The sequence below is a fragment of the Nocardia abscessus genome (genome assembly GCF_015477775.1).
Taxonomy (GTDB): domain Bacteria; phylum Actinomycetota; class Actinomycetes; order Mycobacteriales; family Mycobacteriaceae; genus Nocardia; species Nocardia abscessus_A.
Genome location: NZ_JADLQO010000001.1, coordinates 704,562 through 719,409, shown reverse-complemented (window position 1 = coordinate 719,409; position 14,848 = coordinate 704,562). Strand labels below are relative to the sequence as shown.

The 14,848-nt window shown below is 68.8% G+C and carries 15 protein-coding genes; 10 read left to right on the top strand and 5 right to left on the bottom strand.

Annotation, left to right across the window (positions count from 1 at the left end; translation table 11 throughout):
* Positions 1-8 precede the first annotated feature (8 nt).
* Positions 9-1,469, top strand: coding sequence for a CCA tRNA nucleotidyltransferase (locus IU450_RS03430; RefSeq protein WP_324197511.1), 1,461 nt, complete (start codon positions 9-11; stop codon positions 1,467-1,469).
* 5 nt (positions 1,470-1,474) lie between these two features.
* Here IU450_RS03430 and IU450_RS03425 read toward each other — a convergent pair whose 3' ends face one another.
* Complete coding sequence (locus tag IU450_RS03425) at positions 1,475-2,290, bottom strand: hypothetical protein (protein ID WP_195148277.1); 816 nt, start codon at positions 2,288-2,290, stop codon at positions 1,475-1,477.
* A gap of 138 nt (positions 2,291-2,428) precedes the next feature.
* On the opposite strand from IU450_RS03425, the gene IU450_RS03420 reads away from it, so the two are divergent.
* From IU450_RS03420 to IU450_RS03410, 3 genes are read left to right on the top strand one after another with little or no spacing between them, the layout of a single operon-like run.
* On the top strand, positions 2,429-3,184 hold the full coding sequence (locus tag IU450_RS03420) for a LamB/YcsF family protein (RefSeq protein ID WP_195148276.1): 756 nt from the start codon (positions 2,429-2,431) through the stop codon (positions 3,182-3,184).
* 10 nt (positions 3,185-3,194) lie between these two features.
* Positions 3,195-3,902 (top strand): 5-oxoprolinase subunit B family protein, encoded by a 708-nt coding sequence (locus tag IU450_RS03415; protein WP_195148275.1) that lies wholly within the window; start codon positions 3,195-3,197, stop codon positions 3,900-3,902.
* Positions 3,899-4,756, top strand: coding sequence for a biotin-dependent carboxyltransferase family protein (locus tag IU450_RS03410; RefSeq protein WP_195148274.1), 858 nt, complete (start codon positions 3,899-3,901; stop codon positions 4,754-4,756). The genes IU450_RS03415 and IU450_RS03410 overlap by 4 nt, the downstream gene beginning before the upstream one ends.
* On the opposite strand, the gene IU450_RS03405 is transcribed toward IU450_RS03410, so the two are convergent.
* Positions 4,726-6,378, bottom strand: coding sequence for a DUF4185 domain-containing protein (locus tag IU450_RS03405; protein WP_195148273.1), 1,653 nt, complete (start codon positions 6,376-6,378; stop codon positions 4,726-4,728). The two genes, IU450_RS03410 and IU450_RS03405, sit on opposite strands and share 31 nt — an antisense overlap.
* A 282-nt stretch (positions 6,379-6,660) precedes the next feature.
* Between IU450_RS03405 and IU450_RS03400 the strand changes: the two genes are divergently transcribed.
* Entirely contained in the window at positions 6,661-7,158 is a 498-nt protein-coding gene (locus IU450_RS03400; protein WP_195148272.1) for a hypothetical protein, read from the top strand.
* Here IU450_RS03400 and IU450_RS03395 read toward each other — a convergent pair.
* Together IU450_RS03395 and IU450_RS03390 are read right to left on the bottom strand one after the other, a co-directional pair.
* The gene (locus tag IU450_RS03395) at positions 7,148-8,452 is read right to left on the bottom strand and encodes an MFS transporter (RefSeq protein WP_324197540.1); all 1,305 of its coding nucleotides are present in this window, start codon (positions 8,450-8,452) and stop codon (positions 7,148-7,150) included. The genes IU450_RS03400 and IU450_RS03395 overlap by 11 nt on opposite strands.
* 121 nt (positions 8,453-8,573) lie before the next feature.
* Positions 8,574-9,038 (bottom strand): NUDIX hydrolase, encoded by a 465-nt coding sequence (locus tag IU450_RS03390; protein WP_324197510.1) that lies wholly within the window; start codon positions 9,036-9,038, stop codon positions 8,574-8,576.
* Positions 9,039-9,273: 235 nt separating this feature from the next.
* Between IU450_RS03390 and IU450_RS03385 the strand changes: the two genes are divergently transcribed.
* Positions 9,274-10,071, top strand: coding sequence for a pirin family protein (locus IU450_RS03385; RefSeq protein WP_195148666.1), 798 nt, complete (start codon positions 9,274-9,276; stop codon positions 10,069-10,071).
* 112 nt (positions 10,072-10,183) lie between these two features.
* A complete protein-coding gene (locus tag IU450_RS03380) occupies positions 10,184-10,708 on the top strand; it encodes a DUF4190 domain-containing protein (RefSeq protein WP_195148270.1) in 525 nt (174 codons plus the stop codon).
* Here IU450_RS03380 and IU450_RS03375 read toward each other — a convergent pair.
* On the bottom strand, positions 10,677-11,201 hold the full coding sequence (locus IU450_RS03375) for a hypothetical protein (RefSeq protein ID WP_195148269.1): 525 nt from the start codon (positions 11,199-11,201) through the stop codon (positions 10,677-10,679). The genes IU450_RS03380 and IU450_RS03375 overlap by 32 nt on opposite strands.
* A 131-nt stretch (positions 11,202-11,332) precedes the next feature.
* On the opposite strand from IU450_RS03375, the gene IU450_RS03370 reads away from it, so the two are divergent.
* From IU450_RS03370 to IU450_RS03360, 3 genes are read left to right on the top strand one after another with little or no spacing between them, the layout of a single operon-like run.
* Entirely contained in the window at positions 11,333-12,184 is an 852-nt protein-coding gene (locus tag IU450_RS03370; RefSeq protein WP_195148268.1) for a Scr1 family TA system antitoxin-like transcriptional regulator, read from the top strand.
* A gap of 10 nt (positions 12,185-12,194) precedes the next feature.
* Positions 12,195-12,569, top strand: coding sequence for a DUF397 domain-containing protein (locus IU450_RS03365; RefSeq protein WP_195148267.1), 375 nt, complete (start codon positions 12,195-12,197; stop codon positions 12,567-12,569).
* Between the two features lie 49 nt (positions 12,570-12,618).
* Complete coding sequence (locus IU450_RS03360) at positions 12,619-14,637, top strand: M13 family metallopeptidase (protein WP_195148266.1); 2,019 nt, start codon at positions 12,619-12,621, stop codon at positions 14,635-14,637.
* The last annotated feature ends 211 nt before the right edge of the window (positions 14,638-14,848 follow it).

Below are 14,848 nucleotides of genomic sequence, written 5' to 3'. Positions count from 1 at the left end.
GCTCATTCGTGGTTTCGCCGAAGTCCGAGGACACTGCGCTGGATAGACGTACCCGATTGCTGGCCGCGGCGGCGGTGACGCTCGGGGGGCTATCGGATGTGCTGACGCCCCTCGGCGAGATGTTCGCGGCGCGGGGGCACGAGCTGTACCTGGTCGGTGGGAGCGTGCGGGACGCGGTGCTCGGCCGGCTCGGAACCGATCTGGATTTCACCACCGACGCGCGGCCGGAGGCGGTGCAGGACATCCTGCGCGGGTGGGCCGATCATCTGTGGGATACCGGCGGTCTGGCGTTCGGGACGGTCAGCGCGGCCAAGGCCGGTCAGCAGCTGGAGATCACCACGTTCCGCGCGGACAGCTACGACCGGGTGTCCCGCAACCCCGAGGTGACCTTCGGTGACTCGCTCGCCGAGGACCTGGTGCGCAGGGACTTCACGGTGAACGCGATGGCCGTGAAGATCGGCGCAGACGGAGCGCTGGAGTTCGTCGACCCGCTCGACGGCATGACTGCCCTGCTCGAGGGGGTTCTCGATACGCCTGCCGCGCCCGAGGATTCGTTCAACGACGACCCGTTGCGCATGCTGCGCGCCGCGCGGTTCGTCTCCCAATTGGGCTTCGAGCCGCATCCCCGGGTGACCACCGCGATCACCGCGATGGCCGACCAGATCGACCGCATCACCGCCGAGCGGGTGCGGGTCGAGCTGGACAAGCTGATCGCGGGGGCGCATCCGATCGACGGCATCAACGTCATGTGCGAGACCGGGCTTGCGCAGCGAGTGCTGCCCGAGGTGCCCGCGATGAAGCTGGAGATCGACGAACACCACCAGCACAAGGACGTCTACTGGCATTCGCTCACCGTGCTCGAGCAGGCCATCGACCAGGAGGAGGGCGACCCCGACCTGGTGTTGCGCTGGGCCGCGCTGCTGCACGACATCGGCAAGCCCGACACCAAACGCAACGAGCCGGGCGGCGGAGTCAGCTTCCACCACCACGAAGTGGTCGGCGCGAAGATGGTGCGCAAACGGATGCGGGCGCTGAAGTACCCGAAGCAGTTCACCGAGGACGTGGCCCGGCTGGTGTTCCTGCACCTGCGTTTCCACGGCTACGGCAAAGGCCAGTGGACCGATTCCGCGGTCCGCCGCTATGTCACCGACGCCGACGACCTGCTCCCCCGCCTGCACAAACTCGTCCGCGCCGACTGCACCACCCGCAACAAGCGCAGGGCCGCCGCGCTGCGCGCCACCTACGACGAGCTGGAGTCGCGGATCGAGCGGTTGCGCGAACAAGAGGACCTGGCCAAGGTCCGCCCGGATCTGGACGGCAACGCGATCATGGAGCTGCTCGGTTTGCCGCCGGGTCCCGAGGTCGGCCGGGCTTGGCGCCATCTGAAGGAACTGCGCCTCGACCGCGGCCCGATGGACCGGGACGAAGCCGAGGCGGCGCTGCTCGAATGGTGGAAGACGCGGAGCTGACCAGGTCAGAAGACGATCAGGGTGGTTCCGGCCAGGATCGCCGAGCGCATCTGGGCCAGATCGAACGACCCGGTGATCTCCGGCAGTTCCACGCGGAACCGGATCAGATCGCCGTCCCGGTCGGCGTGCGCGATCCGGGCGTCCTTGGGCAGGTGTTCGAGCGGTATGGCGGGCACGTCGATCACGCGGCTGGGTATCCGGACGCCGAACCACGTCGCCCTGCGTATCTCGATGAACAGCCGGTTGTCGCGGACCGACGCGTCCACCAGCGCGGTGAGCAGTCGTCGGCGGTGCCGGGCTCGGATCAATCCGCTCGAGTGCACGTCCAGGGCCCAGTCCAGGGGCTGGGTGTTGAGCCACCCGACCAGCGCCGCGGTGGTGACGGTGCCGTCGAGGTCGAGCCGGGAGGTGCGCACCTTGGTCGGCACGCCCGGTATCAGGCGGACGCCGTGCGCGATGACGGTCACGGACTCGATCGGGTGATCGTCCCAGCGCAGCCGCGACAGCACGGTCTTGGTCTGGAAGTGCGCGCCGCGGCGGCGCACCTTGAGCACCTGCAAGGTGGCGTGCAGGTCGTGACCGAGCAGTGTCGCGCTGACCTCCTGCCCGCCGAACCGGCTCAGGATGCCCTCGCTGAGCATGGTCATCAGCACATCGGGCAGCAGCGCCGTGACGGTGCCCGCGCCGAGGTCGGCGACCGGATCCATCCAGGCGGTGCTCAGCGCGACCCACTGCTCCAGCCAGGATTGATCGAACAGGCGCTTTCCGAGATCGACTGCCCGCAGCGGCGACCAGGACTTCGGATCGAAATACGTGGCCATGATTGAACTGAGCGTACTTGGCGCGGCGGGCCGAATCCGTGCGCTGTGACCCAGGTCGCGCGGGCGGGGCGTCCTTGCCCGGGAGAGCGCTCCGGCACGAGAATCGGAATGCCGTCGGCAACACACTGGAGGACGCACATGCCGCTGGATCTGAACAGTGACCTCGGCGAGGGCTTCGGACCGTGGACGATGGGCGACGACGCCGCCATGCTCGACATCGTCACCAGCGCGAACATCGCCTGCGGATTCCACGCGGGCGACCCCGCCATCATGCGCAGGACCTGCGCGCTCGCCGTGGCGAAGGGCGTGCGGATCGGCGCCCACGTGGGGTATCGCGACCTGGCCGGTTTCGGCAGACGAGAGATCGCCGTCGCACCCGGCGAACTGCGCGACGAGGTGCTGTATCAGATCGGCGGCCTCGACGCGTTCGCGAAAGCCGCGGGCGACCGCGTGCGCTACGTGAAACCGCATGGGGCGCTGTATCACTCGGCCGCGCGCGATCGGAAGCTGGCCGACGCGGTGCTGGCCGCGATGGTGGAGTACGACTCGGGGCTGGCCCTGCTCGGACCGGCGAGCACCCAGTTGGAGGCGGCCGCGCAGGCCGCCGGGGTGCGCTTCGTCGGCGAAGGTTTCGCCGACCGTGCGTATACGCCCGACGGCTCGCTGGCCGCGCGCGGTACGCCAGGTGCGGTGTTGGGCCCGCAGGAGGCGGTCGCACAGGCGGTTTCGATCGCCGAGTCGGGCGCCGCGCGCGCGGCCGACGGCTCCGGCGAGGTCACGGTGCGGGCGGCCAGCATCTGCGTGCACGGTGACTCGCCCGCGGCGGTGGAGATGGCCCGGTCCATCCGCGCCGCGCTGGACGAAGTCGGCGTGCCGGTGGAGCCGTTCGGCTGAGGCCGGGGACATGGCGACGAAGGGCACGGTGCCCCGCGCGCAGCGGCAGGCGGCCGAGGAGGCGATTCGCGCGGCGGGCGATCGGGCGCTGCTGATCACGCCTCAGCGGCGTGACATGGTCGCGAAACTCGTGGCTGCGCTGCGGGATCGCCCGGTGCCCGGCGTGCAGGACCTGCTTCCGGCCGCGGAGACCGTACTGCTGACCCTCGACTCGCCGCGCGATGGAGAAGCGGTGCGCCGTGCGCTGACGACGCTGCTCATCGCCCTGCACGCCGAGCAATCCAGCGGTGTTTCCCGTGGAACATTGCCGGACAACGCTTTCGGACTCGAACCGGTATCGATCCCGGTGCGCTACGACGGCGCCGACCTCGACGACGTAGCACGTCTGCTGGAACTCACGACGGCGGAGGTGATCGCCGCGCACACGAGCACGGTGTGGCGGTGTGCCTTCGTCGGATTCGCGCCGGGCTTCGGCTACTTGGAATCGCCCGACGGCAGGTTGTCCGTTCCGCGTAGAGCGCAGGCGCGCACATCGATTCCGGCGGGCGCGGTGGCGCTCGCCGGTGGATACAGTGCGGTGTATCCGCGGAGCACGCCCGGCGGGTGGCAGCTGATCGGCACCACCGACCTCAGGATGTGGGATGTCGAGCGCGATCCGCCCGCGTTGATCCGCGCGGGCGCCACAGTTCGGTTCGTCGATGCGAGGAGCGAGGGATGATCGTCGTCGACGAGGTCGGCCCACTCGCGACCATCCAGGATCTCGGACGCCCGGGCTGGTTCGATTCCGGTGTCGGCCTCGCGGGGGCGGCGGACCGCGGGTCGCTGCGGCTGGCCAATCGGCTGGTCGGCAACCCGGAGGGGCACGCGGCGATCGAAGTGCTGCTCGGCGGGCTCTGCCTGCATGCCGAAGAGCACGTCATGCTGGCGGTCACCGGCGCGCCCGCGGCCGCCACCGTGGACGGCAGGCCGGTGGGGCACGCGAGCGTCCTGGAACTCGAGCCGGGTCAGGCACTCCGGCTCGGCTACGCCTCCCTCGGACTGCGCGGCTACGTCGCGGTGCGCGGCGGCATCGACGTGCCGGCGACGCTCGGTTCCCGCAGCCGCGACACCATGTCCGGTCTGGGGCCGGAGCCGCTGAGGAAGGGCGATCGCCTCCCGATCGGTCCTTCTCCGCACACGATTCCGGTCGTGGACGTCGCCCCGGTCGCCGAGCTGCCCGCGGAGGCCGTCACCGTGCGCGCCGTGCTCGGTCCGCGCGACGATTGGTTCTCCGATGCCGCGGCCCTGTTCGACGGCGAATGGGAGGTCTCCTCCGAGACCGACCGGATCGGCGCCCGGTTGGATCGCCGTACCGGTCCACCGCTGACCCGCAAGGTCACCCGCGAACTGCCGACCGAGGGCATGGCGCTCGGCTCGATCCAGGTGCCGCCGAGCGGACAGCCGGTCGTCTTTCTCGCCGACCACCCGGTCACGGGGGGTTACCCGGTGGTCGCGGTGCTCCTCGATGCCGACGTCGACGTGGTCGCGCAGGCGCGACCAGGTCAGCCCGTGCGATTCGTGCGGGCGGGCTGAACCCGGCTCGCGCTCGGATGCAGCCGGGCGTGCATGAGATACACGTTGTAGCTGTCCCACGCCGAGATCATGAAGTACAGGTCCTCGCCGGTCGACCACGGATGGATGAACCCGCCGTAGGACTTCGGGTAGTCGGCGGTGGAGACCAGCGGGATCGCGTCGGTCCACGCGCCCTGCGGGCTCGCCGCGGTACGCAACACGATCGCGCCCCTGGCCGAATCCAGGTAGACCATCTGCCACTGCTCGGTCTCCCGGTCGTAGCGCACCGAGAGCTCACTGGCCATGCCCAGCACCAACGGGGTGGCGTGATTCTCGGCGGCGGGCGCCCAGCTGCCGCCCACCCAGTATTGATAGGCGGACTTGTTCAGAATCTGGTGTTCGGGCACGCGGGCCAGGGCGATCATGCCGATGCGCCCGTTGGGCGTGCCGAACATGTAGACGTAGTCGTCGTGCGGCACCATCGCCGCCACTTGGAACTTGCCGAGGCCGAACAGGTTGTCCCACTTGGCATGCTGGTCTTTCCGCCAGGTTCGCCCGTGGTCGTCGGAGTAGGCGATCCCGCCGTAGTTGGTCCACCACAGCCCCGGGATGCGGCTCCACCTGTTGACCGACATGTAGCTGAGGTACTGGCGGTTCCCGACCGCGAACCCGGAGGTCGGGATGGTGGTGGTCTCCCAGTTCTTGATCTTGCGGCTGCCCAGGATCTCCGCCGCGTGACAGCGACTGTCCTGTGCGAAGGTGTCCAGGGTCAGCCCGTCGGACAGCTCGCGGTCGGTGCTGAAGCCGATGACGTTGCTGCGCCAGTCCTGATCGTCGTTGCCCGCGCCGCCGCCACCCCAGCCCTTGCCGAAGGTGTCGCCGAACACCACGGCGACCTCACCGGGGGCGGTCTCCCACATCAGGCCCAGATCGGTCCCGTCGACCTGCCAGCGCATGTCGGTGCGGTTCTGCGAGCCGTGCCCGGTCACCTGCTCGACCAGCCGGACCGACTCGACCCTCGGCGGGGCCACCGGCGCCGCGAGCGGACCCGGTTCGGCCGGATGGACCACGTGGGGTGGAGCGGGCTGTGGCTCCTCGCCCGGTCCGCCCGGCACCGGCACCGGAATCGGCTCGATCTCGGGCTTGAACTCGATGCGCGGCAGCTTGACCGGCGCACCGGAGCCTGACCCGGACCCTGACCCAGAGCCGGAGCCTGACCCGCTGCCCGAACCCGGTCCCGAGGCGGAGCCGGAGGAGCCGGAACTCGAACCGGTCCCTTCGTCGGTGCCGGTCTCGGGCGTGGGGCTCGGGTCGGGATCCGGCTCGGGATGCTTCGGGTTGTCCCTGATGTCCGGGCATGGGTTGTCGCACGGATTCACGGGCAGCGGGTCCGGGACGATGCGCGTGTTGTCCTGCGGCGGGTCGGGCACCGGAACCGGCGTGAGTTCCGGAATCGGAACCGGGATGTCGATCTGCGGCGGCAGCGGTGGCGGAGGGGGTTGTGCCGGATCGGGCTCGCGAGCCAGCGGGTCGAAACCGATCTCGCCGCAGCTGTTCACCGGCGGCGGCGCCCACGGGAACGGCGCGGCCTGCGCGGCGGGCAGGGGGAGGGCGACAGCGCCGACGAGCAGTGCGCCGACCATGGCCGGTGCCCAAGGGGATGCGATTGCGAATGCGCGCGTCACGTCGGCCCGGCCGCGGCTATCCGGTGATCGGGCGCCCGGTGGCGGACCGAGTTTTCCACGTGCCCAGCAGTTCTCGTACCGCGTCGGGGTTGTGCACCGGAGAACCCATGTCGTGTTGACTCCTGTCGGTCGGCCGCTGACAGGTCAACTTACCGGAACGACAGTCGCGAATGCGGGACGGTGAATCGAAAAGCCCGCGCGTAATGGAACCGGAGCGGCGGCGCGCGCGTCCAAGGACATATGAACGAGATCGAGTACGTGTTCGGTACCGGCGACGGACCCGTGCACGTCTGGACCAGCGAGGCCGACCTGGAACTCGGCGGCACGGGCACGGCCGACGCGGTGCGGCTGGACTTCGACGGGGACGGCATCGCCGACGACGCGCTGTGGGATTCGGCCGGCTCGGGCCGCGCCGACGTCGCGGCGCTGGATCTCGACGACGACGGGGTGCTCGACCACTTCTTCACCGATCCCACCGGCCTCGGCACGTGGAACCACCACGTCACCGGTCTGCCGGGCGACGCGGCGAGCGAGCCGCTGGACTGGATCGTCCGCACGGACGCGCCGGGGCCGGAACGTGTGCCAGGCGGCGAACAGCTACCGGATTCGCCGCTGCCGGAGCCGGATCAAGCGGGCGCACCATTCGACAGCCCGGCCGCGGGCCCGCTCCCCGAACACATCGCACACTGGCTCGGCCGCGACGGACGAGACCTCGACGACGAGCCCTTCATCGCCTGAGTGCGCCGCGGCGCATGTTCAACGCGATGGCAGCGATGCCAGCGGCGTAGATCGCCGCGCCACCCAGCACCACGACGGCCGAGCGCCCGTCATCCGGAACGACCAGCGCGGCGACCGCGATCGCCAGCACGAACGCGATGTTGAAGACGGTGTCCTGCAACGCGAAGACCTGACCGCGCCGGGCGTCGTCGATATCGATCTGCATGGTCGCGTCGCCGGTCAGCTTGATCGTCTGTCCGGCCAGGCCGAGCAGGAAGGCGCCGACCAAGAGGAGTTCGTGCGCACGCTCCGCCGCGGCGTCCGAGTCGGCGAACGCGATCGGCGTGACCAACGTCAGTTGCACCAGCATCGCGGAGATCAGTCCGGCGACCACGGTGCGCGCCCGCCCCAGCCGGGGAATGAGCAGTGGCGTGACGACGGCGGCCACCAGCATCCCCGCCGCGGTCGCGGCGATCACGACGCCGAAACCGACCAGGCCACCGCTGAGTCCGGAGCCGTCCAGCGGGATCTGGCGCAGGACCAGCACCATGATCAGCGTATTCATGCCGAAGGCGATCCGATGCGTCCCGATGCCAAGCATCGCCGTCGTGACCGCTCTCGATTCCCACACCGCCCTGGCGCCGGTACGCAGACCGGTGGCGATCGCGTGCACTGTGTTCTCGCCCTCCGCCGCATCGGAGGCGGGACCGAGCGCGCGCGGCCGGAACCCGGCCGCCAGCACCGCGCCGACTACCGATCCGATGCCGCTGATCGCTACTGCGACCGCCGAGCCGAAGTCCCCCGCTCCGATCAACCCGATCACACCCACGGCGGCGGCCGCACCCAATCCTGCGCACCCGGAGGCGACCGTGGCCAGCACCGAGTTCATCGGCACCAGCCACGCCTGCGCCAGCACCCGCGGCAGCGCCGCAGACACTCCCGCCAGGACGAATCGGCTGACCCCCACCACCGCCAAAGCCAGCAACAGCAGCGGCGTCTCGCCGACTCCCGCCGACAGCCCCGCGCTCACCAGCGCGATCAGAACAGCGCGCACCACGTTGGCCACCAGCAGCACATTGCGCCGGTCCCATCGGTCCAGCAGCGCCCCCGCGTACGGTCCGATCAGCGAGTACGGCAGCAGCAGCACGGCGAAGCCCGCCGCGATGGCCAGCGGGTCGGTCTGCCGCTCGGGGTTGAACAGGATCGCGCCGGACAACGCCGCCTGGAACATCCCATCGCCGAATTGCCCGGCGAAACGCACCACGGCCAGCCGCGACACGCCCGGACTCTGCCGAAGTGTGACGCGCAGTCCCACCGGCCGATGCTCTGCGGGAGTGAGGCCTTCGGCGTGACCAGTCGACACGTCCGCGAGCGTACTGCGTTCGCCGCCGACGCCGCACGCTCGCGTCTCGGTGACGAACCCGGTGGCGGGCGAGTCACACCCGGTCGACGAGCATGCTCACCGTCTCCCGCATATCCGGCGCCATCGGCAGCCCGTCGAGTGCGCCCGCGTCGATCCAGGCGAAGGCGTCGTGCTCCCCTGGCGCGAGCGCGACGTCACCTGGTTGCGCCTCCACGACGAAGGTGTATTTCCGCACCTTCGCCTTGGTCCGGGTGGCGTAATCGAATCCGCCGAGGAAGTCTGTGACGGCGCGCATCCGCAGGCCCGTTTCCTCCAGCAATTCCCGCTCCACGCACTCGGCGAAAGTCTCCCCCGATTCGACGCCTCCGCCGGGCAGTTCGTACATACCGCCGTGATAGTCGTCGGCGACCCGGCGCACCACCAGAAGCCTGCCTTCGCGGAACACGGCGACGCCGATCACGAAATGCGCGATGCCGTCGCGACGAGCTTCGCTGCGGAGTTGCTGCTCGATCCTGGCGAGGCCGTCGGGGTCCAGCACGTCGTTACCTCCGGTTGTCGTTGTCGCGCTTGGCAATCGGGGTCGGACCACGATATCCGACGAGGTGACCCAGCGTTTCGACCTACCGGTCGGTTCTGCTCGCCTGCCGTTCACCTTCCGGTCGCTCGCGTAAAATGCCGAGTGCGGCACAATTTACTAGGAATGCGGAGTACCGCGGCGGAAGTGCTCCTACCCTGAATGGCGATCGGTGCACGGTCCCGAGAGGAGGACCATGATGTCCACACTCACGACACCACACATCGATGTCCACCGTGGCGGCGACCGCATGAAGACGCGGGTCTCCTGGCTGGATTCGAAGCACTCGTTCTCCTTCGGGGAACACTACGATCCCGACAACACCCACCACGGCCTGCTGCTGGTCAACAACGAAGACGTCGTCTCCCCGGGGCAGGGCTTCGACACTCACCCGCATCGCGACATGGAGATCGTCACCTGGGTGCTCGGCGGCAGCCTGGTGCACCAGGATTCCCTGGGCCACAGCGGTGTCATCTATCCCGGGCTGGCCCAGCGGATGAGCGCGGGCACCGGCATCCTGCATTCGGAGAAGAACGACGCGTGGCGGTTGGACGGCCGGGTCCCCGAACACGACGAGCCCGTGCATTTCGTGCAGATGTGGGTCGTGCCCGACGAGCCGGGGCTCATCCCGGGCTACGAGCAGCTCGAGATCGATGACGAACTGGCCGGCGGTGGTCTGGTGACGGTCGCTTCGGGCCTGCCTCGTTACCGCGATCGCACCGCCATCGCCATCAACAGCAGCCATTCGGCGCTGCACGTGGCACGTATGACGAGCGCTGCGAGTGCTGAGCCCGGCGCCGAACAGGTGATCGACCTACCCGACGCACCCTATCTGCACTTGTTCGTGGCGCGCGGCGAGGTGGACATGGAGGGTGTGGGCCCGCTCTACGAGGGGGACGCGGTGCGTTTGACCAGGTCGGGTGGCCAACGTGTGGTGGCGCGGCGGCCTTCGGAAATCCTGGTATGGGAGATGCACGCGCGACTGGGCGCCCAATAGCCGGTTCGCATTAACATCCGTCCGTAGGGAGCGCGATCAGTAGGCGACGCGTGCACCCCCGGATCACCTCGTCCGGACCGAGCATCGCGAGGCACCGACGGAGAGGAAGTCCATGTCGCAATATCCGCCCCCGCCGCCCGGCCAGTACCCCCCGCCGGGGCAATACCCGCCATCGGGGGGTCAATACCCGCCGCCCCCCGGCGGCCAGTACGCCGGTCAGCCCGCCTACTGGCAGGAATCGCCGAAAGGCCGCGGGCTGGCGATCACCGCCTTGGTGCTCGGCATCCTCGCGCTGCTGTTCTTCTGGACGATCATCGGTGGCTACGCCTGCGGCATCTTCGCCGTCATCCTCGGCGTCATCGCGGTGGTCAAGGCCCGCGCGGGCACCGCGGGAGGCATGGGCATGGCGATCGCCGGTGTGGTTCTCGGTGTGCTCGGCATCGTCGGCGCCATCCTGCTCACCATCGTCGGTTACAGCTTCTTCATCGACTCGGGTGGCAAGGACTTCGTGGACTGCGTGAACAAGGCGGGCAACGACCAGTCCAAGATCGAGCAGTGCGAGCGCGAGTGGAATCAGAAGCTGCAGGACAAGTACAGCATCACGCTCACTCCGCCACCCGCACCGACGCCCCGGTAGCCGCGGCGCACGCCCGGGTCGCGGCGATCACCTCGGCGAATTCGCGGCGGAAGTCGCCGTCGGGCGCCACGACCCAGGTTCGGTAGCCGCCGTGCTCGTCGGCGGGTGAGGGCAGCACGATGTGGCTGCCCGGCAGTGCGATCGAGGCGCAGACCCGGAACAGATCGGCGAACAGTCCGGTGTCGAGATAAGAGTTGTCGGTGGGGCCGGTCAGGAACGTCCAGCGATCCGCGCGCGGATGCGCGATGACCGGTCCGGGACGGGACTCGGCTCCTGCGGCCAACCGTTCGCGCACGCGCCGGCCGAACACTGCGGGCATCACGACCGCTCCGACCGCACCGACTTCCAGCATGATGCGACCGAGGACCGGGTCGACCAGGGCGTACAGCTTGTTGTCCTCGCGGTAGCGGCGGCAGCGAGCGAACGCGTCCTGGATCGCCGGGAACTCCGTGGACGCGGGCTGTCTGCCTGATTCGATACGCGACGTACTCATGACAACCTCGCCTCGCTGCCGGTGGAGCGTGCTCGGAAGATATGGATCGCTGGCCTCGACAGTAGCCCTGCGCAAGTCGCTTGACAATAGTCACGGGGCGGCGCGTCCGATTGGGCGTAGCATCCCCACCCATGGCACCCGTCTCGCCCACCGTTGCCCGCTGGGAACTGGTGCTTCGGCTGCGTGAACTGCGCGAACAGCGGGGATTCGACTCCGCGGGCTTCGCGCGGCGAGTGGGATTCACCCCGGCCAACTGGTCCCATGTCGAGAAGGGCAGGCGGGTACTCACCACCAACACCATCGGCCCGGTGCTCGAACTGCTCGAGGTGGAAGCCGAGGAACGCGCCGAGCTGCTGGCCCTGCTGGAAACCAGCAAGCAGCGCGGATGGTGGACGAAGTCCTCCGCACTGATCGGGCCGGAGTTGCAGCGGCTCTACGGCATGGAATACGGCGCGCAGAGCATCCGCAGCTACGACAGCCTCGTCGTGCCCGGCTTATTGCAGACCGAGGACTACGCCCGCGCCCTGATCAGTGCCGACGTGATGATCCGCCCCGTCCAGGTGGAGCAGTTGGTGGCGATCCGGATGCGACGCCAAGAGCGGTTGCGCGGCGCGCAGCCGGTGGAGCTGACCGCGGTGTTCGGCGAGGGCACCCTGTTGCAGCAGACCGGAGGTCCGGACGTGCTGCGCGGGCAGCTGGACTATTTGGCGGAGTTGATCGAGGAGCTGGACACCGTCGAGGTGCGTGTGATCCCGTTCGCGGCCACCGCGGGCGCGGTGCTCGGCGGGTCCAGCTTCCACCTCATCGACTTCGCCGGTGAGCAGTTGCCCACCTTCGGCTGGGTGGAGAGCGCGGTGTTCGGCGGGGCCGTCGAAGACCCGGATCTGGTTCGCGATCTGCGCTTCGCATACCAGCGCGCGGTGCAGCAGTCGCTCTCGCGGATGGAGTCGTTAGCCCTGATCAGACGCTATTCCCGCGTGTAAAATCCTGCCCATGGCCACCACCGCACGGCCGGTACGCACCGGCTGGTTCACATCGACCAGATCGAACAATGGCAACCAATGCGTCGAGGTCCGGTTCGAGGGTGACGCGGTGCTCATCCGTGACAGCAAGTATCGCCGCAACCCGGCCGACCGCACCGCCGAAGAGCCCGTCATCACCGTCACCGCAGCCGAATGGACCGCGTTCCTCGACGCCCTGCGCACCCATGGGCGATCGCATGGCGAACTGTGCGCGCACACCACCGCCGACGGTCACACCGCACTGCGCCACGGCGAGATCACCCTCACCTACACCCCCGAGGAGTGGGACGCCTTCCTGCTCGGCGCACACGACGGCGAATTCGACCGCGTCGTCTCACCCGTCTGAGTTCCCTGCTCGGCGCCCGGCCGACAGGTACATCGGCATACTGGAGACCGTGACTTCCGAACCGATCCGTCCTTCCGGTATCGATCTGTCCCACCTCGACCAGGACGTCCGGGTGCAGGACGACCTGTTCGCGCACGTCAACGGCAAATGGCTGGCCGAGCACCGGATTCCGGCCGACCGGGCGGTGGACGGAGCCTTCCGCGCGCTGTACGACCAGGCGGAGCTGGACGTACAGGCGATCATCCGTAATGCCGCCGACGCCGACGCCGAGCCGGGCAGCGACGCACGCAAGATCGGCGACCTGTACTCCAGCTTCATGGACACCGATGCGGTGGCCGCGGCCGGGCTCGCGCCGATCGCCACCGAACTCGCCGCGATCGCGAAAGTCGGCGACAGGAAGGCGTTCGCCTCGCTGCTCGGCCGGTTGCAGCGCACCGGCGTCGGTGGGGCCGTCGCCGTTTTCGTCGACACCGACGACAAGGACTCCAACCGCTATCTGGTGCACGCCACCCAGGCCGGGATCGGCCTGCCCGACGAGTCGTACTACCGGCAGGACGAGTTCGCCGAGATCCGGGCGAAGTACATCGCGCACATCAACCGCATGTTCGCCCTGGCCGCCGCCGACCCGCAGGTCGCCGGGCTGTTGCCGGGCGACCTCGACACCGTCGGCGACCGCGTCTTCGCACTGGAGCGGAAATTGGCCGCCGGGCACTGGGACGTGGTCCGCCGCCGCGACGCCGAACTCAGGTACAACCTGATCACGTTCGATGCCTTGATCGCCGAGAATCCCGAGTTCGACTGGACCGCTTGGACTTCCGCGCTGTCCGACGGCGTCGACCCGGGCGGTCCCGAGTTGTTCGCCGAGCTGGTGGTCCGCCAGCCGGATTATCTGCGCACGTTCGCGCGGCTGTGGGCCGAGGAGCCGATCGCGGATTGGCAGGCCTGGGCGACTTGGCGGGTGCTGCGCTCGCGTGCGCCGTATCTGACCGAGGCGGTGGTCGAGGAGAACTTCGACTTCTACGGCCGCACCCTCACCGGCGCCGAGGAGAACCGGGAGCGCTGGAAGCGCGGCGTCTCGCTGGTGCAGGATCTGCTCGGCGAGGCGGTCGGCAAACTGTATGTGGCCGAGCACTTCCCGCCGGAAGCCAAGGACCGGATGGTCGAGCTGGTGGCCAACCTGCAGGAGGCATACCGCCGCAATATCGCCGAGCTGGAGTGGATGGGCCAGGGCACCAGGCTCGCCGCGCTGGCCAAGCTGGAGAAGTTCACCCCGAAGATCGGATACCCCGACAAGTGGCGGGACTACTCCGGTGTGGTGATCGACCCGGCCGACCTGGTCGGCAACTACCGCAGGGGTTACGCGGCCGAGCACGATCGGGACCTGAACAAGCTCGGCGGTCCGGTCGACCGGGACGAGTGGTTCATGACCCCGCAGACGGTGAACGCGTACTACAACCCGGGTATGAACGAGATCGTCTTCCCGGCCGCGATCCTGCGTCCGCCGTTCTTCGACATGAACGCCGACGACGCGGCCAACTACGGCGGCATCGGCGCGGTGATCGGCCACGAGATCGGACACGGCTTCGACGACCAGGGCTCGAAGTACGACGGCGACGGCAACATGGTGGACTGGTGGACCGATGAGGACCGCGCCGAATTCGGCAAGCGGACAACAGCACTGATCGAACAGTACGACGTGCTCTCACCCAAGGCACTGCCCGACGAGCACACCGTGAACGGCCAGTTCACCATCGGCGAGAACATCGGTGACCTCGGCGGTCTGTCCATCGCGCTGGAGGCGTACAAGATCTCGCTGGACGGCGCCGCCGCGCCGGTGATCGACGGGCTGACCGGCCTGCAACGGGTGTTCTACGGCTGGGCGCAGGTCTGGCGCACGAAAGCCCGCGTGGAGGAGGCGATCCGCCGGCTCGCCACCGATCCGCATTCGCCGCCGGAGTTCCGCTGCAATGCGGTCGTACGCAATATCGACAGCTTCCACGAGGCGTTCGACGTCAAGCCCGGCGATGCGCTGTACCTGGAACCCGCTGAGCGCGTGAAGATCTGGTAGTCCAGCGGCAGTCAGCGCAGCCGGTCTTCGGTCACAGCAAAGCCGGAGACACCGGCGGTGGACTCTTGCTCGTCAGCGCCCCGTTGGGGCGCTGACGAGCCAACTGATTTCGCGAGCGCATGGGCAACTCACCGGGTACGCCCAAGGCCTGGCCACGTACTTACGCAGGCCCTGCGCCCGACTCACCGCGCACCCGACCGATACGGCCTGA

Excerpts from the sequence above, each read along its gene's own strand:
- IU450_RS03410 (WP_195148274.1), top strand. The coding sequence starts at position 3,899 with ATGATCGTCGTCGACGAGGTCGGCCCACTCGCGACCATCCAGGATCTC.
- IU450_RS03380 (WP_195148270.1), top strand. The coding sequence starts at position 10,184 with ATGTCGCAATATCCGCCCCCGCCGCCCGGCCAGTACCCCCCGCCGGGG.
- IU450_RS03375 (WP_195148269.1), bottom strand. The coding sequence starts at position 11,201 with ATGAGTACGTCGCGTATCGAATCAGGCAGACAGCCCGCGTCCACGGAG.
- IU450_RS03370 (WP_195148268.1), top strand. The coding sequence starts at position 11,333 with ATGGCACCCGTCTCGCCCACCGTTGCCCGCTGGGAACTGGTGCTTCGG.
- IU450_RS03385 (WP_195148666.1), top strand. The coding sequence starts at position 9,274 with ATGTCCACACTCACGACACCACACATCGATGTCCACCGTGGCGGCGAC.
- IU450_RS03405 (WP_195148273.1), bottom strand. The coding sequence starts at position 6,378 with ATGGTCGGCGCACTGCTCGTCGGCGCTGTCGCCCTCCCCCTGCCCGCC.
- IU450_RS03420 (WP_195148276.1), top strand. The coding sequence starts at position 2,429 with ATGCCGCTGGATCTGAACAGTGACCTCGGCGAGGGCTTCGGACCGTGG.
- IU450_RS03415 (WP_195148275.1), top strand. The coding sequence starts at position 3,195 with ATGGCGACGAAGGGCACGGTGCCCCGCGCGCAGCGGCAGGCGGCCGAG.
- IU450_RS03365 (WP_195148267.1), top strand. The coding sequence starts at position 12,195 with ATGGCCACCACCGCACGGCCGGTACGCACCGGCTGGTTCACATCGACC.
- IU450_RS03425 (WP_195148277.1), bottom strand. The coding sequence starts at position 2,290 with ATGGCCACGTATTTCGATCCGAAGTCCTGGTCGCCGCTGCGGGCAGTC.
- IU450_RS03400 (WP_195148272.1), top strand. The coding sequence starts at position 6,661 with ATGAACGAGATCGAGTACGTGTTCGGTACCGGCGACGGACCCGTGCAC.